This is a genomic window from Kribbella sp. NPDC051586 (genome assembly GCF_044453965.1).
Taxonomy (GTDB): Bacteria; Actinomycetota; Actinomycetes; order Propionibacteriales; family Kribbellaceae; genus Kribbella.
Map to the genome: position 1 here is coordinate 751,330 of NZ_JBITDF010000003.1, position 21,042 is coordinate 772,371.

18 protein-coding genes are annotated in these 21,042 nt (G+C 69.3%); 3 read left to right on the plus strand and 15 right to left on the minus strand.

Going from position 1 to position 21,042, the window contains the following annotated elements; genetic code table 11:
* Positions 1-81 precede the first annotated feature (81 nt).
* The 3 genes from ACIA58_RS22340 to ACIA58_RS22350 all read right to left on the minus strand — a co-directional run bounded on the left by ACIA58_RS22340 (position 82) and on the right by ACIA58_RS22350 (position 1,984).
* Positions 82-1,065 carry a calcium-binding protein gene (locus tag ACIA58_RS22340; protein ID WP_396405667.1) on the minus strand — a complete coding sequence of 328 codons (984 nt, stop codon included), beginning with the start codon at positions 1,063-1,065 and terminating at the stop codon, positions 82-84.
* Between the two features lie 173 nt (positions 1,066-1,238).
* Positions 1,239-1,667: an SRPBCC domain-containing protein gene (locus tag ACIA58_RS22345; protein WP_396405668.1), complete on the minus strand. Its 429-nt coding sequence runs from the start codon at positions 1,665-1,667 to the stop codon at positions 1,239-1,241.
* Positions 1,664-1,984: an ArsR/SmtB family transcription factor gene (locus ACIA58_RS22350; RefSeq protein WP_396405669.1), complete on the minus strand. Its 321-nt coding sequence runs from the start codon at positions 1,982-1,984 to the stop codon at positions 1,664-1,666. Before ACIA58_RS22350 ends, ACIA58_RS22345 begins: the two co-directional genes overlap by 4 nt.
* 67 nt (positions 1,985-2,051) lie before the next feature.
* On the opposite strand from ACIA58_RS22350, the gene ACIA58_RS22355 reads away from it, so the two are divergent.
* Entirely contained in the window at positions 2,052-2,450 is a 399-nt protein-coding gene (locus tag ACIA58_RS22355; protein ID WP_396405670.1) for a DUF6855 family protein, read from the plus strand.
* On the opposite strand, the gene ACIA58_RS22360 is transcribed toward ACIA58_RS22355, so the two are convergent.
* The 6 genes from ACIA58_RS22360 to ACIA58_RS22385 all read right to left on the minus strand — a co-directional run bounded on the left by ACIA58_RS22360 (position 2,447) and on the right by ACIA58_RS22385 (position 10,995).
* Complete coding sequence (locus ACIA58_RS22360; protein ID WP_396405671.1) at positions 2,447-3,097, minus strand: HAD family hydrolase; 651 nt, start codon at positions 3,095-3,097, stop codon at positions 2,447-2,449. The two genes, ACIA58_RS22355 and ACIA58_RS22360, sit on opposite strands and share 4 nt — an antisense overlap.
* Positions 3,094-5,172, minus strand: a complete 2,079-nt coding sequence (locus ACIA58_RS22365) for a hypothetical protein (RefSeq protein WP_396405672.1) — start codon at positions 5,170-5,172, stop codon at positions 3,094-3,096. The genes ACIA58_RS22360 and ACIA58_RS22365 overlap by 4 nt, the downstream gene beginning before the upstream one ends.
* 96 nt (positions 5,173-5,268) lie before the next feature.
* A complete protein-coding gene (gene ligA, locus ACIA58_RS22370) occupies positions 5,269-7,257 on the minus strand; it encodes an NAD-dependent DNA ligase LigA (protein WP_396405673.1) in 1,989 nt (662 codons plus the stop codon).
* Between the two features lie 32 nt (positions 7,258-7,289).
* Positions 7,290-9,956, minus strand: a complete 2,667-nt coding sequence (locus tag ACIA58_RS22375; RefSeq protein WP_396405674.1) for an ATP-binding protein — start codon at positions 9,954-9,956, stop codon at positions 7,290-7,292.
* Positions 9,957-10,116: 160 nt separating this feature from the next.
* Positions 10,117-10,488, minus strand: coding sequence for a glyoxalase superfamily protein (locus ACIA58_RS22380; RefSeq protein ID WP_396405675.1), 372 nt, complete (start codon positions 10,486-10,488; stop codon positions 10,117-10,119).
* Positions 10,489-10,497: 9 nt separating this feature from the next.
* Positions 10,498-10,995, minus strand: coding sequence for a MarR family winged helix-turn-helix transcriptional regulator (locus ACIA58_RS22385; RefSeq protein WP_396405676.1), 498 nt, complete (start codon positions 10,993-10,995; stop codon positions 10,498-10,500).
* Positions 10,996-11,097: 102 nt separating this feature from the next.
* Here ACIA58_RS22385 and ACIA58_RS22390 point away from each other — a divergent pair, with 102 nt between their 5' ends.
* Complete coding sequence (locus ACIA58_RS22390) at positions 11,098-11,451, plus strand: DoxX family protein (protein ID WP_396405677.1); 354 nt, start codon at positions 11,098-11,100, stop codon at positions 11,449-11,451.
* 18 nt (positions 11,452-11,469) lie between these two features.
* Here the strand turns inward: ACIA58_RS22390 and ACIA58_RS22395 are convergent, their stop codons facing one another.
* The 6 genes from ACIA58_RS22395 to ACIA58_RS22420 all read right to left on the minus strand — a co-directional run bounded on the left by ACIA58_RS22395 (position 11,470) and on the right by ACIA58_RS22420 (position 19,962).
* Positions 11,470-14,301, minus strand: a complete 2,832-nt coding sequence (locus ACIA58_RS22395) for a family 20 glycosylhydrolase (protein WP_396405678.1) — start codon at positions 14,299-14,301, stop codon at positions 11,470-11,472.
* 92 nt (positions 14,302-14,393) lie between these two features.
* A complete protein-coding gene (locus ACIA58_RS22400) occupies positions 14,394-15,308 on the minus strand; it encodes a pseudouridine-5'-phosphate glycosidase (RefSeq protein ID WP_396405679.1) in 915 nt (304 codons plus the stop codon).
* Positions 15,301-16,179 (minus strand): carbohydrate kinase family protein, encoded by an 879-nt coding sequence (locus ACIA58_RS22405; RefSeq protein ID WP_396405680.1) that lies wholly within the window; start codon positions 16,177-16,179, stop codon positions 15,301-15,303. Before ACIA58_RS22405 ends, ACIA58_RS22400 begins: the two co-directional genes overlap by 8 nt.
* Positions 16,176-17,216, minus strand: coding sequence for an NAD-dependent epimerase/dehydratase family protein (locus ACIA58_RS22410; RefSeq protein ID WP_396405681.1), 1,041 nt, complete (start codon positions 17,214-17,216; stop codon positions 16,176-16,178). Before ACIA58_RS22410 ends, ACIA58_RS22405 begins: the two co-directional genes overlap by 4 nt.
* Positions 17,217-17,263: 47 nt before the next feature.
* Positions 17,264-17,665: a hypothetical protein gene (locus ACIA58_RS22415; RefSeq protein WP_396405682.1), complete on the minus strand. Its 402-nt coding sequence runs from the start codon at positions 17,663-17,665 to the stop codon at positions 17,264-17,266.
* Entirely contained in the window at positions 17,665-19,962 is a 2,298-nt protein-coding gene (locus ACIA58_RS22420) for a CehA/McbA family metallohydrolase (RefSeq protein WP_396405683.1), read from the minus strand. The genes ACIA58_RS22415 and ACIA58_RS22420 overlap by 1 nt, the downstream gene beginning before the upstream one ends.
* A gap of 159 nt (positions 19,963-20,121) precedes the next feature.
* On the opposite strand from ACIA58_RS22420, the gene ACIA58_RS22425 reads away from it, so the two are divergent.
* Complete coding sequence (locus tag ACIA58_RS22425; protein WP_396405684.1) at positions 20,122-21,039, plus strand: metal ABC transporter solute-binding protein, Zn/Mn family; 918 nt, start codon at positions 20,122-20,124, stop codon at positions 21,037-21,039.
* Positions 21,040-21,042: the final 3 nt, after the last annotated feature.

The following is a 21,042-nucleotide window of genomic DNA, read 5'->3' on the forward strand; positions in this document are numbered from 1 at the left end:
CGGCGGTCCGGTGCCCGGCGTCCGGGGGGACGCCGGGCAGCGTGGTCAGCGTGGTCAGCGTGGTCAGCGTGGTCAGCGTGGTCAGAGGATGCTGAGGGTGATGGTGCCGCGCGCGAGCCGGCCGGTGGAGACCCGGTCGTTGCCGGCGAGCGTGTCGATGGTGAGGTGGTCGGTGGGTTCGGCGTTCTTCAGTTGTACGCCGGCGCGCAGTCCGGACACCCGCACGTCGCCGCGGGAGCCGGAGACCCGGACCTGGTCCCTGCCGCCGGTGCCCGTCACGGTCACCGCGTCGGTTGCCGAGTCGCCGCCGCTAGTGTTCAGCTGTGCACCCAGATCGACGGAGACCTTCTGGACATCGGTACCGCGCAGATCGCCGACGGTGACGGTGTCGGCGCCGCCGAGGGCGTTGAGCGTGAGGCGCTCGACATCGTCGGTGTCCATCACGATGTTGCCCACGTCCCGGGTGAACCGCAGCCGCCCACCGTTGGCAGAGGCAACGAACTTTTCCGCGGCGGCCGCACCGTTGAACACCATGGTGTCCTGGTCGCGTCCGCCCTGGACGACGTCGCTGCCGTCGCCCGGATCCCAGGTGAACGTGTCGCGGCCGCTGCCGAGCAACGCCGTGTCGGCGCCACGGTTCCCGTCGACGCTGTCGTTGCCGGCGCCGGTGCGGATCAGTTCGTTGCCGCTGCCACCAAACACGGTGTCGTTGCCGTTCCCGGTGTCAATGGTCGTGGCAGGCTGCACCTCGGCGCCGTAGTCGATGCGTACGACGTCGTTGCCGCCGCGGCTGGTCACCTGGATCTGGCCGAAATCGGCCCGCTTCACGGTGCGCTTCGCCGTACCGTCACCGAAGTCGACCTCGACCACCGACGTGTCGGCCGCGGGCACACTGAGGGTGATGTTGTCCGCGCGGTTCGTGCCGGTGACGATCAGCTGGCCGGTGTCGACCACGACACTGCCCGCCGGTGCCGCGGACGCCGTACCGGCAAGACTGACGGCGATGCCGGCGCTGACAGCTGCCACGGCGAGTCCGCGCCGAAAACGCTTTGCCACAGTACTCATGATGTTTGCTCCCCTGTCGTTCACGGCCGTCTCGAGTCGACTCGCCGGAATGTATGGGCCCTACACGGGCGCCGACGTCGACCGGTTCACGCTGAACCGAATTCGTTCGGTGCTCGTATGCACGGCACACAAGGGGAAACTGGGGAGATCGTGGGGGATGCCAACAATAAGGATCAGAGGGTGGCAATGTAGCGCGAGGTGATGGCCGCCCACGCCGCCCCCGTTCGGTCACGGCGTGGCCGGCCGGCCGGACCGAGGTTGTCCCAGCCGGTCTGTTCGAGTCGTACGACGGTGCGGTCGCCGCGCGGGTTGAACGTGATCTCGACTTCCGTGGCCTCGCCGCGGTCGAAGAACAGATGCCACGCGAACCGCAGCCGCCCGGGCGGCTCCCAATCGAGCACCTCGCCCCACAGGTGCTCCGCTCCGTCCGGACCGGTCTCGACGATTCGACCGCCGGGCAGCGGTTCGAAGGTGATGGCGGACGGATCACCGCTGACGGTGTGACTGCTCGGCCACCAGGTGACGCACTTGCGCGTCCACACGTCGAATGCGTGTGCGACCGTCGCGTCCACCTCGAACTCGACGACAAGGGGTTCGATCATGAATCTTCCGAGGTGTTCTCGGCCACGATCCGGAACCGCGTCGACGCCGATCCCCACACCTCCGCGAAGTACGCGCGAACGGCGTCCACGCCCGCCTCGCGGAGCTGATACACCCGGCGATTGCCGTCCGGTACGTCGCTGACCAGCCCGGCGTCCTTGAGCAGCCGCAGGTGCCGCGAAACGGCCGGCCGGCTGATCGGCAACTGCTCGGTGATCTGCCGCACCGACAGCGCGCCGTTGCCGAGGATCTCGACGATCGCGCGCCGGTTCGCATCGCCCAGCGCGTCGAACGCGGGCCCGGCCTCACGCGGTTCCATTTGCGGACCTCCCCAGCTCGGTAACTTGAGTGTTACGGTAACCGAAAGTGGACCAAGAGGGGGAGTCATGGACGTACAAGGCTCGGGGACGGCCGCGGATCCGTGGGTGCTCACCACGCCGCCCGGCAGTTCGCAGTACCAGGTGTATCGCGACGAGACGGCCCTCGTCTGCCAGGTGGGTACGACGAAGCTCAGCTACGACGTGCGCTGCATCGACGACCTGCACGCGATGCTGAAGGCCCACGGCGACTGGATGCCGCTCGGCAACGCCGACGAGCAGAAGCCGGCCGCGCCCGGCACGGTCGAGGCCTGGGCGCGCTCGGAGGACAACCCGGTCGGCGGTTGGTACGGGCTGCGCAAGGGCTACCGCGGCCGCTTCGCCAACTACGTGCCTCCGGTCCTCGAAGCGCTCGGCCTGGTCGAACTCGAGCACAATCCGCGCAACAACCGCGTGCGCGCCCGCTAGCTGCCCTCGACGAGCGTCGTCGTGACCTCGTCGAGGGAACGGACGACGAGGTCGGCCAGCGCGAGCGCGTCGTCCTGCGGCGGGTAGCTCGCGTTCGGTACGGCGATGACCCGGACGCCGGCGGCGGACGCGGAGCGCAGCCCGTTGCTGGAGTCCTCGATGGCGACGACCCGGGACGAGTCCGCCCCAAGTCGCCGCACCACCTCGTCGTAGACCGCGGGTGATGGCTTGCCGGCAGCGACCTCCTCGGTGGAGACCGTGACCCGGAAGTGCTCGGTCAGGTGCGCCGACTCCAGCACCGCGTCGATCAGCCGCCGGGGCGACGACGACGCCAACCCCAACGGCCACTCACTCGCCAGCCGCTGCACCGCCTCGACCGCCCCCGGCAAGAGCGGCAGCCGCTCGCGGTAGCGGGCCACCATGCCGTCGATCACGTCGGCCGCCACGTCTTCGGGCCGGCCCGGCACCCCGACCACGTCGGTGAGGTACGCCGACCACTCCGGCGTACTCATGCCCTGCAATGCCCGCGTTGCGTCTGCGGGCCAGGACCGGCCCGCGGACGCGACGACGTCTCGTCGAACCTCGTCCCACAGCGGCTCCGAGTCGACCAGGACACCGTCGAGATCAAAGACCACCGCGTCCGTCATAACCTGATTTCTACGTGGGTCCCGCCCGGATTGCCAGGATGGCGCAACCACAGGATGTGGTCCTCGTAGCGCGCCTCGATGTCGTCGCCGTTGACGGCGGTCGGCTCGGACGGGACACGCAGTGTGGTCGTGACCTGTACTCCGCGCGGCGCCTCGCAGGTGAAACGGATCCCGGTCTCGTCGGAGGCCCAGTCCTCGATTCGTCCGGCGGAGGCGAGCAGGGGTTGCTCGTCGTAGGTGAGGTCGCGGAGCCAGGTCAGTTGACCCGGACCGAGCTCACGCCGTCGGACGATGCCCAGCTGCGGATCGAGCAGGTCGAGGTAGTTGCCTTCGACAACGTGACTTCCGGTGAGCACGGCGCCGACGAGGTACGGCCCGCGTTGCACCGACAGCCAGTTGGTCGGCTGCCAGGTGTGGCCGGCCGCCTCGGCCAGCTCGCGGATGGCCGCGACGAGCTCTGCCGCGCGCTCAGGCGACTCGGTGAAGTCGGCCGGGCGCGTCGGAAGGAACTGGACCCGGCCTTTCCCGATCGTGTGGATGCCGTCCCGGCCCGCGCCGAGCGCCTCGGCCAGGTGATCGGCACAGGTGTCGTAGCGGCCGGTCCACCACGAGCGGATCTCGTGGTACGGATCGGCGCCGTCGCCGACGTACAGCAGGCTGCCGCCGCGGTTGACCCACCCGGCCAGCGCATAATGGATGCTCGGCGCGAGCGGCTTCTGGAACTCGTAGCTCAGGACGAGTACGTCGACATCGTCGAGCGCGTCGGGCGTGTCGATCACGCTCTCCAGCTGCACCGGCGTGACCCGCTGACCGTCGTACAGCGGTGGCAGCGCCAGACCGTAGAAGTCGGAGAAGTGCAGTTGCTCGCGCCCTTCGAGCGCCAGAGCATCCTGCAGGCCGTCGTAGTGTCCGCTGTCACCGCCGGGGGACCAGCGCTGGAACATGGCGGTGTCCGACAGCGCGATCCCGATCCGCGGGCCCTCCTGATCCCAGCGCACGTCCGGCTGGTCGAGATCGCGCAGGCTGTTCATGGCGATCAGGTAGCTGGTGGCCGTGTCCGGCGGGATGAGCTCCCGCTCGGTGGATCCGTCGCGCAGGTACGGGCGGTTGAAGATCCGGTTCGGCCACGGCGCCACCTCGTACCGCGAGACGCCCGGGTGCAGCAGCGAGGCGATCAGCGTGCGCTGGTAGTTCGCCAGGTAGTCCTCCCAGGTGCGGTCCGGGTGGTCCTCGATCGGGTCGTGCAGGAACCACATCCGCCGGTCGGTGCCGCGGGTCAGGTCCTGTGCGATCCCGTACTCCAGGTACGCCGTCTCGAACGTGCGCTCGGCGACCTCGCCGGCGTACACGTTCGGCGTACGGGAGGTCCCGGTCCATACCTGTGCGATCGCGCCGTCGATCGAGGGCAGCGTCCGGAGCCGGGACTCGGGGCTGATGATCTGCCACTGCGTGTAGTTCAGCAGGCTGTGCGTCGGGACGTAGAAGCGCACGTGGCGGCCCTGCTGGAGCGCTTCGTCGCGCAGTACGGAGGTGACCCGGTCGAGGCTGCGGGAGAGGAGATGCTGCTTGAGCTGGCCGGCGCGGAAGTGCGCCTCGGGACTGCTGTGCGGGGCCTGCCACGGTTCCTTGAAGAACGCCTGCCACTCCCGCTTGAACGACTCCGAGTAGCCGGCGCGGGCCCAGAACTCCGGCTCCTCGAGGTGGATGCCCTCGACGCCCAGCTCGATGATCGGGCGCAGCTTCTGCACGAGGTACTCGGTGAAACCGAAGGTCGGGACCATGTACGGGATGTCGGTGCTCCGGCCGTGCAGGATCGGCTTGCCGTCACCCGTGGTCTGCGCGTCGGCCCAGTGGTCGGAGCCGTCCCAGCGTCCGTCCAGATAGTCCTGGTACGTGCCCCACGAGATGCCTGTCATCAGGTGGACGCGATACCCGGCCTCCCGCCACCGGGCGATCCGCTGCGCTGTGGTGTCGTTGAGGCCGTAGACCATGACGAAATCGGTGCGCAGGTCGATGGATTCGTCGTACGGCGCTTGCTCCTGAAAGCCGGTCGCTTCACGGTGCTTGTCCGTCATACCTCAACCCTGTCCGCTCCGGCCCGCCGGACGCCAGCATGACGTCAGGAACTGGACAGCGGCGGCGGCAAATTCCTAGCGGCCGTGAGCCGCCCTTCAGTTCAGCAGGTCGGCCGCTTGGAGTTGCTGCCAGATGTCGGACTGGTCGACGACGGTGACGCCGAGCTTCTCGGCCTTGGTGAGCTTGGCGGCGCCGACGTCGGCGCCGGTGATGAGGAGGTCGGTGCCGGCCGACACCGACGAGGCGATGGTCGCGCCGGCTCTCTCGCAGAGCCGCTGGAAGGCCGGGCGGGCGACCTTCTCGCCGGAGCGCGGATCGCTGATGGAGCCCGTCACCACCACGGTCTTGCCGGCCAGCGGCGCCCCGGCCGCGACGACCGGTGGGAGGTCTTCCTCGCGTACGTCGAGGGACACGCCCGCCGCCCGCAGCCGCTCGAGCTCCGGGCGGAGCCGGGTCAGGTGCTCGATCAGCGAGGCGGCGACCTTCGGCCCGATGTCGTCGACGGCGACGAGACCCTCCTCGCCGGCGTCGGCGACCGCCTCGAGCGAGCCGAAGCCCGCGCGGCACAGCCGGGCCGCGGTGCCCTCGGAGGCCATCGGGATCGCGAGGCCGATCATCGCCCGACGGAGGCCGACCTGACGGCTGGTGTCGATCGACTCGATCATCCGCGCGGCAGACACCTCGCCGATCCGGTCGAACTCCAGCAACCTCTCGGCGGTCAACTGGTAGAAGTCCGACGGGTGCTCCAGGATGCCGGCGTCGGCCAGCCGCTCGATCCAGACCCCGCCGATCGCGTCGATGTCGGCTGCGGCGCGCGACGCCCAGTGGATCAGCCGCCGCACGGTCTGGGCCGGGCAGGAGACGTTGGTGCAGAACAGCTCGCGGCTGTTGCCCTGCTCGGTCAACGGATAGCCGCAGGACGGGCAGACGACCGGCGGCACGATGTCCTTCTCGGCGCCGGTCCGCTTGGAGGCGTCGAGCACCCCGGCCACGAACGGGATCACGTCGCCCGCCCGGCGCACCAGGACCGTGTCGCCGATCTTGATGCCGCGGGCCTTGATCACTTCCTGGTTGGCGAGCGTCGCGCGCGTCACCGTCGTACCGCCGACGAAAACGGGCTCGAGCCAGGCGACCGGTGCGATCTTGCCGGTCTTGCCGACGTCCCAGACCACATCGGCCAGCACGGTCGTCTTCTCCTCGGCGGCGAACTTGAACGCCAGCGCGCCGCGCGGCGAGCTCGACCGCGTGCCCGCGGCAGCGAAGGCGTCACGATCGGCCAGCCGCAGTACTGCGCCGTCCAGGTCGTAGTCGAGGTCGTTGCGTCGCTGCTCGATCGTGGTGATCACCGCCTGCGCCGCGGCCGCGTCGTCGCAGTGCCGCATGTCGGCGACGGTGAAACCCATCGTCGTCAACGCACGCTCGAGGTCGGTGTCGGCGCTGTCGGTGAGCAGGTCGAAAGCGAGGAACTGCAGCCGCCGCTCGGCGACGGTCGCCGGATCCTTGGCCCGGAGGGTGCCCGCGGCGGCGTTCCTCGGGTTGATCAGCGGCTTGTCGGGGTGAGCCGCGTTGTACGCCGTGAAGGTGGAGCGCAACATGACCGCCTCACCGCGCACCTCGACGCGGTCCCGGACGTCGAGCTTGGCCGGGACGCCGTCGGTGAGCGCCCGCACCAGCGGGGTGACGTCGTCGCCGGTCGTCCCGTCGCCGCGGGTGACGGCCCGGGCCAGGCGACCGTTCTCATAGACGAGGGCGAGTGACAGGCCGTCGAGCTTCGGCATGACGACCACCGACTGACCGGGGAAGCGGGCGAAGAACGCCTCGACCTGCTCCGGGCGGGTCGCCTTCTCCAGCGACAGCATCGGCCGGGAGTGCCGGACCGGCGCGTGCAGCACCGTCGGCGCACCCACCTGCTCCAACGGATTCGGATCCGGTGCGAGCTCCGGGTTGGCCTCGATCAGCGACCGCAGCTCGTCCTCGACCAGGTCGTACTCCGCGTCGGCCACGACCGGGGAGCCCCGGTAGTAGGCGTCCCGCAGTACGACGATCCGATCGGCAAGTTCCTGAATCCGCTCCCCAACGTCCACAGCGAGGACCTTACCGGGGCGGTCCGACAACGTCAGTTGCTGCGAGCAAGCGCGTTACGCAGCTGACGGCGAGACGTGATCCCGAGCTTCGAGAACGTCTTGCGCAGGTGCCATTCGACCGTGCGCGGGCTGATGAACAGCTGGGCCGCGATCTCGGGGTTGGTCAGGCCGTCGCGGGCCAGGCCGGCGATCTGCGTCTCCTGGGCGGTGAGATCGCTGAGCGTGTCCGGGCGGCGCTTGCGGACGGTCTCGCCGGTGGCGAGCAGCTCGTGCCGGGCGCGTTCCGCGAACGCTTCGAGGCCCGTCGCCTCGAGTTCCTCGTGCGCCATCCGCAGCTGTTCGCGGGCGTCCACGCGGCGGCCTTCGCGGCGCAGCCACTCGCCGTACAGGAGGCGGGACCGAGCGGTCTCGACGCGGAGGGCGGTCTTGCCGAGGTACTCGATCGACTGCTGGTAGGCGGTCTCGTCGGCGCTCAGCAACGCCCGGGTGCGCGCCTCGATGCCGCGCCCCCAGTTCGTCGGGGTGGCGGTGGTGCGTTCGGTCAGCCAGGCGAGGATGCTCTCGACGAGTTTGGTGTCGCCTGTCCTCGAAGCAGCCTCGGCCAGTTCGCCCGCCACGAGTACGCCGTACCCGAGGACGTCCTGCTCGAACACCTGCAGCGCCGCGTCCTTGGCGACGTCGTAGCGGCCGAGGCCGTTGTGCAGAACGGCATTCGTGTACGTCGCGAACGCCGCCATCCTGCCCTGGCTCCGATCGGTCGCCCTCCGCAAGGCCGCGTCGATCAGGTCGCGCGCTGTCGTCTCGTTACCGCGGTACGCCTCGAGAAGCAGCCGGCCCGACCCGATGCTCGGGTTGCCGGTCGCCGAGGCGATGTCGGCGTCCTCCTCGACGAGGCGGGACGCCGTCTCCAGATCACCCGTAACACTGAGCAGGTTGGCCCGGAAGTTGAGCGCGAACTGCAGCTGTACGAGCGCGCCGTTCGCGCGTGCCGTCCGCTCCTGCCGGAGAGCGAGCTCGAGCGCGGCCTCGTAGTCCCACACCTCCATCGCGACGATCCCGCTGTTCTCGGAAGGCCGGCCGGCCTGATCGAGCGCCTTGGTGAGGTGGGGTGCCGCCGCCGGGTACCCGCGGGTGAAGCGCAACGCCAGCGCCTGGAGCAGGTCATCGGCCGGCGGATCCGCAGGAACCTCGGCCGCCGCATAGGCGAGGATGCCCGGCGCATCCGGACCGCTGGCCCAGATCGCGGCAGACATGGCTTCGAGGTACGCCGCGCGAGCCCGATCGTGATCATGCGATTCGAGTTGTCTGGCGGCGTCGAGCAACCGATGCGCGGCCTCGCGGGCGTGGCCCTGGTCCAAGGCGATCTGACCGCGCAGTCGTTCGGCCTCGGCCGTGCGGAGTGCATCCGGGGGACCGGCGTTCACCGCGCGGAGCAGCTCCGCGGCGGACTCGAGTGCGCCAGAGCTGCGCTTCGCCACAGCGGCGGCCAGGGTCCGCCGCGCTCTGCGGCCGGGGTCAGGGGTCAGCTCGGCGGAGCGTTCGAGGAATGCCGCGGCCGAGTAGAAGCCACCGCGGGCCTGGGCTCGCTGGGCGGACCGTTCGAGCTCGGCAGCGACATCCTCGTCGGGCCGGACCGTCGCCTGGGCGCGGTGCCAGGCGCGCCGGTCCGGGTCGACATCGGGATCGGTGGCGTCGGCGAGCGCTTGATGCACGGCCTGACGATCCTGAGTCGTTGCGGTCCGGTACGCCGCGGAGCGCACCAGCGGGTGCCGGAACACGATCTGCTGTCCGAACGTGATCAGCCCTGACTCGATCGCCGCTGCCGGGTCGCCGTCCAGCCCGAGGTGCTCGACCGCTCGCCAGAGCAGAGTCGCGTCACCGAGCGGCTCGGCCGCCGCGACCAGCAGGAGCATCCGGGTCTCGGCGGGCAGTACTTCGAGTCGCCGTACGAAGCTGTCCTCGATCTGACCCGCGAGCGTCGTACCGCGGAGGCCGTCGGCGAGCTCGGCCGCGGTCCAGGCGCGGGGGAGTTCGAGCAGGGCGAGCGGGTTGCCGTGGGTCTCGGCCACGATCCGGTCGCGGACCCGTGGGTCGACCGGTCCGGGCAGGACCGAGTCCAGCAGAGCTCGTGCGTCGGCGTCGTCGAGTCCGCGGAGCTCCAGCTCGTCGAAGCCGGTGAACTCGTGATCGTCTCCGTCGCGCACAGCGAACACGATGACCACCGATTCCGCCTCGAGCCGCCGTGCGACGAAGGCGAGGATCCGCGCGGACATGAGGTCGAGCCACTGGGCGTCGTCGACAACGCAGAGGACGGGCTGGTCAGTGGCTGCCTCGGACAGCAGGTTGAGGACGGCGAGGCCGATCAGGAATCGATCCGGCGCAGGTCCACTCAGCCGGCCGAACGCGATCCCCAGCGCGTCGTGCTGTGGCTGTGCCAGCCGATCCATCCGGTCGAGGAACGGACGGCAGAGCTGATAGAGCCCGGCGTACGCGAGCTCCATCTCCGACTCGATGCCGACCGTCCGCGCGACCTGACAGCCTCCGATGCCCGCCGTGAGCGTGTCCAGCAACGCCGACTTGCCGGCGCCGGCCTCGCCTCGCAGGACGAGCGCGGCGCTGCGGCCTTGCCGTGCGGCCTCGACCTGCTGATCCAGTACGGCGCGTTCATGCTGCCGGCCCCGCAATTCACGCTCCGCCACCCGAGCAGGCTTTCACCGTGATCCGCCCCGACGCAAACGCTCCCGTGCACCGGTGCTCGGCGGCGCGGGGATCGTGCTGTTCGGCACACCGCACTGGGCTTCGGGGTCCTTCCGCCCGTCGGTCGTCGCCGCCGCGCCGGAGCGAGGCGTCCTGTGAGCCTCAGCCCCGGTTGGTGATCTGCTGCAACGCCCAGGAATTGCCGTCCGGGTCGCTGAAGAAGACGAAGCGGCCCCACGGGAACTCCTGGACCTCCGACACCTCGACCCCACGGCCGGTCAGCTCGGCCCGGGCCTCGTCCACGTCGGGCACCACGATCTGCAGGCCGCGAACCGAGCCCGGCTCGGCCTGGTCCATGCCGGAGCCGAGTGCGATCGAGCACGCCGAACCGGGTGGCGTCAGCTGGACGAACCGCAGTTCGTCGGTCACCTGATGGTCGTGGTCGGCGACGAACCCGACCTGCTCGGTGTAGAACGCCTTGGCCCGGTCCACGTCCGACACCGGCACCGACACCAACTCGAGTCTCCAGTCCATGCGCGCAACCTACCCGCTGGGTTCGTGCTGGAGGAGTAGTTGCTTGAGGGCGGCGGCGACCGACGCCGATTGCTGTCCGCTGAGTGGCGCGAGGAACTCCTCGTTCATGGCGATCAGCTTCTCCAGTGCCTGGCGTGCGAGCTTGTTGCCTTGCCGGGTCAGCTGGACGAGGACCCCGCGCCGGTCGTCCGGGTCGGGCGTACGGCGGATGAGGCCGGTTCGTTCGAGGCGGTCGAGGCGCGATGTCATGGCGCCCGTGGTGATCAGGGCGGCTCGCGCCAGATCGCTGGGCTTGCTGCCGTGCGGATCGCCGACCCGGCGCAACGTGTTCAGTACGTCGAAGTCGGCGACGCTCAGGTCGAACGTGTCGAGGACGCTGCCGACGACACGCTCGTAATAGCCCGCGACCAGCACGAGACGCCCGGTGATCTCGAGCGAGCTCGAGTCCAGTTGCGGGTCGCGGTGCCGCCACGCCTGCCTGATCCGGTCGACGGAGTCACTCTCCACGCCCGGAGTTTAGCTTGACACCAAGCCAATGCGAAGTAGCCTGGCATTAAGTTACTTGATACCAAGCTACTTCCGTCTGCTGTTCCGGCCGAGGAGGTCATCATGCTCGCCGGTTATGTCGCGGTCACCGTCGTGGCGGCGATCGCGTACGCATCCGCCGCTGTCCTGAATTTCACCCACAACAAGTCGATCACCGCCACCGCCGAGCGGTTGCACGTGCCGGTGTCCTGGCAGGTCCCACTGGGTATGCTGCTCGCGGCGGGCGCACTCGGACTGGTGGCCGGCTTCGCCGTACCGGCCCTGGGGGCGGTCGCGGCGTGCGGCCTCGTCCTGTACTTCGTCGCCGCGGCCGCCTTCCACATCCGTGCACACGACACCCGGCTGTCCGCCTGGATCAACTGGGCCGTCTTCTTCACCCTCGCGCTCGCCGCCCTCGTCGCCGCCCTCGGTCGTTAGTCGAAGACGAACAGCGAGTCAGAGTCCGGCGCACTGCCCGGACTTCGGGCCGGACACCGAGTTGGGCCGTCCGGCGTTCGTCGGGGCGGGGACGTTGCCCGAGCAGGACAGCGGCCCGCTGATGCGGTTGCCGGACACGATTGTCGAGCCGGTGTCGTTCCGTACGGCGACCGGGCCCTTGATCGTCGACGGCGCACACTCGCCGTCGGCGTTGCCGAGCCACACCCGGGTCCGGCCCGTGACGCTCACCGGTCCGGACACCGTCGTACCGCACAGGAGCACGTCGCCTGCGCCGGATGCCGACACCGGGCCCCGGATCTCGGATCCGGATGCGTAGAGGCCGGCACCTGGGGCAACCGTCACCGGTCCGGATACCGTCGCGCCGTCGAAGCACGCGACGCCCGACGACACGGTCATCGGGCCTGAATGCGTGCCGCTCAGCATCGTCGTACACGCCGGTGCGCCGGTCGCGACGAACGGCACGACCCAGGTCTGGGTCTGACGGCTGTAGATGACCGTGCCGTGGTACGTCCCGTCGGCCGGGTAGGTGTGGCTCCCGCTGACGGTCATCAGGCTCCGGCCCTGACGTTGGCTCGCCACGTAATCGCGGCCCACGACAGCACCCGCCTCCGCCGGGGATCCGTCGCCCCAATCGATCGTGGCGGTGAACTCACCGGGCGGAAGCGAACCGGCGGCCAGACGTCCGAGCGTTGCGTTGGTGACGGTCTTGTCCACACCGAAGCGCGTGAGCGTCCCCATCGACTCCGGAGTCCAGGGGACCTGGGCGATGGAGCCGTAGTTCACGTTCGCGAAGGCCCAGCGCGGTCCGGCGACACTGAGCCGCTGCACGTACGCGTCGTAGTCCTGGGTCAGCACCTTCGGGGACCAGGCCTTCTCCAGGATCCCGGCCAGCCGTGGGAAGACCATGAACTCGTTGGTCGCCAGTCCGCGCATCTGCTCGCCCCAGATGGGCGCCTCGATGCCGATGATGTCCTCCGCCTTCGGTCCGCCGTACGCCGGTTGCGCCCAGACGGAGCGGTACTTCTCGTACACCCACTCCGGGTCCCACGTGTAGGCCTTGTCGAGCTCGGTCCGCGGCGTACGGCCGGGCGAACCGTCGTACCCGAAGTCGAGGTAGGCGTTCCACTCCGGCGTCGTGATGACGCTACGGCCCTGGTTGAACCACTCGGGCTTGATCAGCGGCGGGCCGCCGCCGGTGTAGTCGGACCAGTAGTGGTTGATGGAGGTCGAGCCCGGCGCGTAACCCTCGAGCGCCGGGTTCCAGCCCATCAGCCGCTTGCCGTTGTCGTTGACGATCTTCTCCATCTGGCCGATCCACCACTTGTAGTCCTCGTGGGGCATCCCGATGGCTTCGTCGCCGCCGATGTGGACGATCGGTGCGGGGGAGATCGCGGCGAGCTGGGCGATCGCGTCCCGCCAGAACGCCAGCGCGCGCCCGCTCGCCGGGTCGTTCGGGTTGGTGCAGAACCGGTCGGTCTGGGTCTGACCTGCGCAGCCCATCACCGCGACGCCGCCGAGAGACCTGACTGCCGCGGTTGCGTGGGCCGGGCCCTCCAGCTCCGGGACGATCTCGATGAAGCGGTCGGCGGCGTACTTGACCAGGCCCTTGAAGTCCTCCTGCGTGTAGAAGCCCGCGATACAGCCCGTGCCGTTGCAGCCGGTGCCGTCCAGGGCCGGGTAGCCCTTGATCTCCAGACGCCACGACTGGGAGTCGCTCAGGTGCAGGTGGAGGCGGTCGCCCTTCAACGCGGCCAGCTGGTCGATCATCGAGCGGATCTCGGCCACTGTCATGAAGTTGCGGGCCGGGTCGAGCTGAAGGCCGCGATGCGGATACCGCGGGTAGTCGAGGACCGTGATGGGCTGTACGGTCCACGGACCCGCGCCGGCGGTCGGGGAGTTGATTGCCGCTGGCAACAGCTGGCGCAGGCTGGCGGACCCGTTGAACAGGCCGTGGGGTTGGGCGGCGACGATCTTCACGCCCGCGCTCGACACCGTCAGCGAGTACCCCTCGTCGGTCTTGTCAGCGGGGACGCCGGACACCGATCCGAGCGACAGCGAGATGTCGGCGGCGGTTGCCGAGCCCGTCACGACGGGCAGCACGAACCCGGTGGCCGGGCGCAGGTAGCCGGCGAGGACCTCGGCCGTGGCGGTGAGGGTGCTGCTCGAGACGACGATGCGGGATTTGTTCGTGAGCGCCCACGGCTCGCCGCTGCCGGGCGTCTGCTTCACCGGCACGGGGATGATCTGTCCGACCGTCGGCGGCGGCTTCGGGCCGGACCAGAGCTCGAACTCGTTGATCGTGTACCCGACGGTGGACGTCGTCGCCAGAGCCTGCATCCGGACACACGTGATCGGGTCCTTCTGATCGATCACCTGGGAGTCCTTGTCGGCGGGATTCACCACGTGGGCGACCGTCGACCAGTTCTGGCAGTCGGCGTCCGTGGAGACCTGCAGCTCGTACTCCGTCGGTTTGGCCGGGGACGTCCAGCGAGTGAACACCTCGTAGACCGGTGCGGGCGTGGCCAGCTTGACCTGGAACCAGTCCTGCGTCGGGTCGTACCCGTTGCCGACGGACGCGTAGTTCGATGTCCAGCCGTTGTGCACGAACACGTCCGCCGCGTTGGCCGGCGCGTACGTCGCCGCGGGCGCCGTCATGCGTTGGGACTTGGCCGATGCGACCGCACCCGGCAGGAGGGAGAGGTTCACGCTCTCGGTGGCGTCAGCGGACATCGGCGTGCCGGAAGCCTCTCCTGTTGTCAGCGGGACCAGAACTGCGGCGACCAGCGCGCCGATGGTCAGAGCGGGGACAGCGCGAAACGAGAATCTCACGTCACTCCTTTACCGGTGCATGGCGGTGTCACGCGGGCCTGGAGGGCGACCGTACGCTGATTTTCCGCTCCACTCACCGTGCGCGCAAGAAACTAACGACGAGAACTTGCGAAACCTGCTGACACGGCGATCCGCGCCGCGACGTCCGCGTTGTTCCGGGCCAGGGCGAGGTTGGCCGGAACGCTCTGTCCGTCGGTCTCCTTCTCGATCCTCGCCAGGACGTACGGCGTCACCGCGGGACCCGCGATACCGGCCCGGTCGCTCGCCGCCAACGCGGCCGCGAGGACGGCATCGATGCGCGCCGCCGGGATCTCGTCCTCGACCGGAATCGGAATCGTCAGCAGTACGCCGGTCGCCGGCCGGGCCCGGTACCGGAGTACGTCGCAGACCTCGCCCTCGGCGTCGACCCGGTGCGGGATCGGCAGCCCGCTCGACCGCGTGTAGAAGGCCGGGAACCAGTCGTGCTGCCACCCCAGGACCGGAACCCCCGCAGTCTCGAGGTACTCCAGCGTCCGCGGCAGGTCGAGGAACGCCTTGGCGCCCGCGCACACGGTGATGACCGGGTGGTTCGCGATCGCGTCGAGGTCGGCCGAGATGTCGCCGCTGACCTCCGACCCGCGGTGCACGCCGCCGATGCCACCGGTCGCGAACACCGAGATACCGGCGGCATGCGCCACCGCAAGCGTTGCGGAGACAGTGGTCACGCCGACGTCCCAGCCCTGTGCCTGCGCCACCGCAAGGTCGCGTTCGGCGACCTTGCGGGTGCCTTGCAGCACGCGCGTCTCCTGGTCCTGCAGGAGACCGACATGAGGTCTTCCGTCGAGGACCGCGGTCACGGCCGGTACGGCGCCGTGGTCGGAGACTGCCTGCTTGCAGAGCTCGAGTGCCTCGGCGTTCGCCGGCGCCGGAAGGCCGAGATTCGAGAAGATCGTCGACTCGAGCGCGACGACGGGGCGGTCCGCCGTCAGGGCTTCTGCCACTTCGTCGGACACGATGGGCTCAATCACGAGCGGCTCCGTTCTGGGTGAGGGAAGCACCGGGCTCGGTGAGAACCCTGCCGGCAAGTCGATGGCCGGCCCCGACCGCCTCGACGGCGTCGGCTCCGGCCAGTACGGCGGAGATGAAGGCCGCGGCAAACGCGTCGCCGGCTCCGGTCGTGTCCCGTACGTCCCCGACCGGAGGTACCTCGGCGGTCACCGTTCTCGCGTCGGCAAGGTGGAGCTCCGTGGCCTTGATGCCGTTCTTGACCACGACGGTCGTCCCCGCACCGGCGAGCCTCCGCAGGTCGCCGGCGTCGGCCTCGATCCCGTTCGCGAACAGGTACGTCGGCCGCAGACTGCTGATGAGGTCGCGGAACTTCGTCCGGCCGACTGCATCGATCAGCGCGACCGAGGCCGCATCGATGGTGAGGATCGCGCCCTCGGCATGGGCGAGGTCCGACGCCCGCCGCAGTACGGACAGCGGTGGCCCGGCGAGTGAGTACGCCGAGAGGTGGACAGCGGCCGCACCGGACAGCCAGTCGTCAGGTACGCCGGTCAACTCGGCGGCGGCCGCTCGATCCGGGTACATGGTCCGTTCACCGTCGTTGTCCACGAGGATGACGATGGCGCCGGTGCTTCCTTCCCGCTGCACGCGTGCATCGACACCGGCACTGACCAGATCCTGTACCAGTGCCGCGCCGGCCACGTCGTCCCCGACCCGGCCGACGAACCGGGCCGACAGGCCGAGACTGCTCGCGAAGACGGCGACGTTCGCGGCTGCGCCACCGCGCACGCGCCGGATCCGCGCCGGGTTGTCGGTGCCGGACCGCGCCGGGCCGGTCGCCCAGACCACGATGTCTTCGACCAGGTCGCCGACGCAGACGAGGTCCGTACTCACCGCGCGTAGCGCGCGATCAGGGTGTCCATGGCTTCGTCGATGGCTGGGTCGATGCGCTGGCGGGTGCGGTCCTCGTCGTACCAGGCGATGATCTCGCGGGCGCCGGTTTCGAACGGGATGGTGGCGACGAAGTCGGGGACGACCTGGCGGAGTTTGCTGTTGTCGAAGACGGCCGAGTGGGTCTTGTCGCCGAGCAGGCCGTCGCCCCAGCCGGGGTGCTCGGCGGCGATCGCGTCGGACGGGACGTGGACGATCTGCGCCGTCGTACCAGCCGCGGCGGCGAGTGCGTGGGCGATCTGGTCCCAGGTCAGGACGTCGTCGGAGGTGATCTGGAAGGTGTCGCCGATGGTGCGAGGGTGGCCGAGCAGTGGGACCAGTCCGCGGGCGAAGTCGCGGTGGTGGGTCAGCGTCCACAGGGAGGTCCCGTCACCGTGCACGACGACAGGTTGGCCGCGGCGCATGCGCTCGACGATCGTCCAGCCGCCGTCGAACGGCACGAGCGTGCGGTCGTAGGTGTGGGAGGGCCGCACGACCGTGACCGGGTAGTTCTCGTCGCGGTACAGCGCGGTCAGCAGGTCCTCGCAGGCGATCTTGTTCCGCGAGTACTGCCAATACGGGTTCCGCAACGGCGTCGACTCGGTGATCGGCAGACGCGCCGGCGGAGTCTGGTACGCCGAGGCCGAGCTGATGAACACGTACTGCCCGACATGCCCGCGCAACGCGTCCGTCCGGGCCCGCACCTGATCCGGCGTGAACGCCAGCCAGTCCACCACCACGTCGAACTCCTCACCGGCAATCGCCGCCAAGGTCCCCGCCTCGTCGATATCCCCACCGATCTGCCGCACCTCCGCCGGCAGCGGCCGGATCGAGGTCTTACCACGATTGACCACAGTCAACTCGAGCCCCGCCTCAACAGCCCGCCACGAACACGCCGAGCTGATAATCCCGGTCCCACCAATAAAGAGAACACGCAAGGCAGTCATACGAGAGCAACTCCTAGGAGGTGAGGTCTGCGTCCTTGACCAAGCATGTCGCATGACTCGGGCTTGCCTGAGGTCGGCCGCGGCGAGTGCGGCGGACTCGTCTACTCCAAGGCCTCCTGCGAGCGGAGGAGCAGGTGGAGGGCGCTGTGGGTGGCGAGGCCGCCGAGGGCTCCCAGGGCGCGGAAGTTGAGGGTGATGTCGACGGTTGCCGGGGCATTGAAGCGGACGCGGATGGCGCCCTCCTGGCGTGGCTCGCCGGTGAGGTTGTGGGCCGGGAGGTCGAGTTCGACGCCGGGCACCGGGTCGCTCTCGATGACGAGTTGGCCGGTGACGTAGCCGTCGTTGACGATCGTGACGTCGATCGGGTGCCAGTGGCCGGGGGCGACCGGCTCCACCCGGGTTGCGGTCCGGGCGACGTTCACCCGGGCCTCCGGGTTGATCGTGACCGAGATCGGCGCCTTGGTGTCAACGGGGCCGCAGCAGCCTGCCGGTTCGCCGTACATCAGTCCACCTCGGCTTCGTCTCGGCGGGTCAGGTAGGCGGCCTGCGCGGCGTCGTACGCCTCGCGGGCTTCGACTCGTTCGGCCTCGCGGATGAAGCCGGACTTCGCCTTCCACAGCGCGTCGACGGAGTCGTGCAGCCACTGGGCGCTCCGGCGCGACGCCCGGATCGGCCGGCCAGCGATCTCGATGAAGATCGGCTGGGTGTGCACGCTGCGCTGGATCCGCATCGCCACCCAGGACGACCGCTCCAGCGGTACGTCGAACCCGACCGCCTGCTCGTTGCCATCGGCAAGCAACTCCTGTGACGCGACCGGGATGCCGTTCACGAGTACCTCGACCAGCACGTTGCGGGTCCGGCCGATCCTGGCTCGCTCGAGGTGCCACCCGACCGGCGCGCTGTACGCCGGCTGACCCGCCGCGGGCAGTGCGGGCGGATCCTCGGGCAACCACGCCGCGACAGTCGCGCTGACGCGGACCGGTCCCGCCGCGTCCGTCGTCTGCTCGCGGCTCGTGTCGCCGTCGACGGCGAAGTCGTACAGGTGGCTGCGCCCGTCGCCGAAGTACGACGCCCTGTCCTTCAACCCACCGAGCCACGACTCCAGCGCCTGCTCGCCCTGCGGCGGCTCGGGCAGCTGGACATACGTGCGCCCGACCCCGGGGCCGTCGTCGTAGATGCACGGGTAGTCGGTCTCGCCCAGCATCAGCGTGCGGTAGCCGACGTTCAGCAGGTGGTACCAGATGTTGAGCTCGGCCGCGGGATCGAACTCGGCGCCGCACTGGAAGTCCGCCGCACCGAGCGGTACGTCGACGATGATCTCGTTCGAACCGATCGACTGGAAGCCAGGAATCACGTAGTTCGGCAGCTCGTTCGTGCCGACGGACAGGCCGAGCCCGCAGTGCGCGTAGCCGACCATCGCGTTCTGCGCGTGGCCCCAGCGCATGACCGGCAGGTTCCACGACGGCCAGTCCTCGATCAGCTTGGTGCCGGGGTAGTCCTGGTCGGTGAGTCCGAGCAGGATGACGTGACCGGAGTGGCTGGACGGGAAGCCCGACACCTCGAGGTCGTAGCGCAGCAGGCTCTGGCCGTCGTGGTCGGTGTCCTGCGGCTCCCAGTTCATGCCCTGCGCCTGCTGCATGGCCGGGTACTCCAGCTCGGCCCGCGGGCTGATCGACGAGCCGCTGAAGAACTGCTTCTGGTGGTAGTAGCACGGGCCCCAGGTGAGCACGCTGCCCATCCACAGGCCCTCGCCGCGGACGTGCCGGATCATCGTCTCCGGGTTCACGCCCTCGGACGGCACGCTGTAGTGCGAGCAGCCGCCGGCATGGATGTGCGGATCGCCCGAGTAATAGCCGTGCCGCGCCGGGTCGGCCCACCGGTCGAGCTCGACCGTGACCGCGTCGTCCTCGGCGGACAGGTCGATCTCGACCCGCACCTCGCGGTACTCCGGGCCGCGCCGGGCGGAGATCTCGTACTGCCCGGCCGGGAGCGTGATGACCTCACCGGTCGCGCGATACACGTGTTCGTGGAAGAACATGTCCGGCGCCAGCCGCATCCCCTTCGACGGGTACGCGCGCCGCTGCGAATCGCGAACCGTCAGCGCCGCGACGCAACTGCTGCCGTCGGGCTCGCGGATGTCGAACCGGATGTCGTGCGCAGGCAGGCAGTCGAACTCGTACGACGCCTGGTACTGCCGAATCTCGGACCCCATCCGCCGCCAGGCCTTCGCCATCGGCGGTCTGGTGTAGCTGTGCTCGGCCTCCTCGACGGCCAGGACGAACCCCAGCTCGCCGTTGTGGCTGCCGCCGTCACGGCTGTACAGGCTGATCACCTTGTACTCGACGTCCAGGCCGGAAACGTCGGTCGGACCGGCCAGCTTCACCTCCAGCCAGCTGCTCTTGATCCTCGGGACGATGGTCAACGTGTCCGCCATCGCGATCCGCGCGGCGTGGCTGTGGTAGTCGACCGTGTTGAGCACATGGTTCGACTGCGCGGCCAGATCGCCGATCAGGCGATGCGGGTTCTCGATCCGGACCAGGAAGCTGCGCCATCCGTGCTGGACCAGGCGCGGCGCCGCGGCACCCGGCGTACTCATGGGCAGGCCCTGCTCGTCGAGGGAGACGTCGACGAGAACGTACGGACGCAGTAGTTCCTCGACTGCGGCGGAGCGGACGGTGTCGGTCTGTGAATCGTCCGCCAGCTTGGCCAATCGGCCGGCGAGGTCGTCGGACAGGGGTTCACCGATGTCGCGGAGTTTCTCAACTGCTCGAGTCGCAGAAGCGTGCAGCGGTTGGAACACGGGGCCTCCTCGGGTGCACCGGCCTCCGAGCTTAACGGCCGGGCGACCACGGCCGGAATCATTTTCTCCGGCCACCCGGGACCCAGCGGATTGCTCACCTGCCGAGTGGTGCTACGGTAAGCGCGGAATGATTTTCATTATCAATACGTGAGGTGTGCTGTGAGGCTGCGTGGTTCGGTGGGGTTGCTGGCTGGGGTGGCGGCGATGCTGTTGCTGTCCGCGTGTGGATCGTCCGGGGGAGAGGCGGCCGCGGCCGGCGGATCGCCGGCCAAGGTGACAGTGGTGGCGTCGACGAACGTGTACGGCGACATCGTGCAGCAGATCGCGGGGGACAAGGCCGAGATCACCTCGGTCATCTCCGACCCGGACCAGGACCCGCATTCGTACGAGGCGAACGCGCGGACGCAACTCTCGCTGTCGAAGGCGCAGGTCGTGGTCGAGAACGGCGGCGGGTACGACGACTTCATGGACAAGATGCTGACGGCGGCGGGCAACACGTCGGCGAAGGTGCTGAACGTGGTCGACCTGTCCGGCCACAAGGCGCCCGCCGGCGGTGAACTCAACGAGCACGTCTGGTACGACTTCCCGTCCGTGCAGAAGCTGGCCGCTCGGTTGGCGACCACACTGTCCGAGGTCGACCCCGCGAACAGTTCGACGTACGCCGCGAACGCGGCCGCCTTCACCGGGAAAGTGAAAGAGCTGGAGGCCGCCGAGGCCTCGATCAAGTCGGCTCACAACGGCGCCGGCGCCGCGATCACCGAGCCTGTGCCGGTGTACCTCCTGACCGCCTGCGGGCTGGTGAACAAGACGCCGGGGGAGTTCAGTGAGGCGATCGAGGAGGGGACCGACGTACCGGCGACGGTGCTGCAGGAGACCCTCGGACTGTTCAGCGGGAAGCAGGTGAAGCTGCTCGCCTACAACCAGCAGACGTCCGGTCCGGAGACGGAGAAGGTGCTCGCGGCGGCCAAGGCGAACGGCATCGCCGTCGTGCCGGTCACCGAGACCTTGCCCGCAGGCAAGGACTACCTGGGCTGGATGACGGCCAACCTGGCCGCGATCCGCTCAGCCCTGTCCTGACGC

Coding starts and splice junctions, on each gene's coding strand:
- ACIA58_RS22345 (WP_396405668.1), bottom strand. CDS start 1,667: ATGATCGAACCCCTTGTCGTCGAGTTCGAGGTGGACGCGACGGTCGCA.
- ACIA58_RS22360 (WP_396405671.1), bottom strand. CDS start 3,097: ATGACGGACGCGGTGGTCTTTGATCTCGACGGTGTCCTGGTCGACTCG.
- ACIA58_RS22355 (WP_396405670.1), top strand. CDS start 2,052: ATGGACGTACAAGGCTCGGGGACGGCCGCGGATCCGTGGGTGCTCACC.
- ACIA58_RS22410 (WP_396405681.1), bottom strand. CDS start 17,216: ATGCGACATGCTTGGTCAAGGACGCAGACCTCACCTCCTAGGAGTTGC.
- ACIA58_RS22415 (WP_396405682.1), bottom strand. CDS start 17,665: ATGTACGGCGAACCGGCAGGCTGCTGCGGCCCCGTTGACACCAAGGCG.
- ACIA58_RS22350 (WP_396405669.1), bottom strand. CDS start 1,984: ATGGAACCGCGTGAGGCCGGGCCCGCGTTCGACGCGCTGGGCGATGCG.
- ACIA58_RS22380 (WP_396405675.1), bottom strand. CDS start 10,488: ATGGACTGGAGACTCGAGTTGGTGTCGGTGCCGGTGTCGGACGTGGAC.
- ACIA58_RS22340 (WP_396405667.1), bottom strand. CDS start 1,065: ATGAGTACTGTGGCAAAGCGTTTTCGGCGCGGACTCGCCGTGGCAGCT.
- ACIA58_RS22390 (WP_396405677.1), top strand. CDS start 11,098: ATGCTCGCCGGTTATGTCGCGGTCACCGTCGTGGCGGCGATCGCGTAC.
- ACIA58_RS22365 (WP_396405672.1), bottom strand. CDS start 5,172: ATGACGGACAAGCACCGTGAAGCGACCGGCTTTCAGGAGCAAGCGCCG.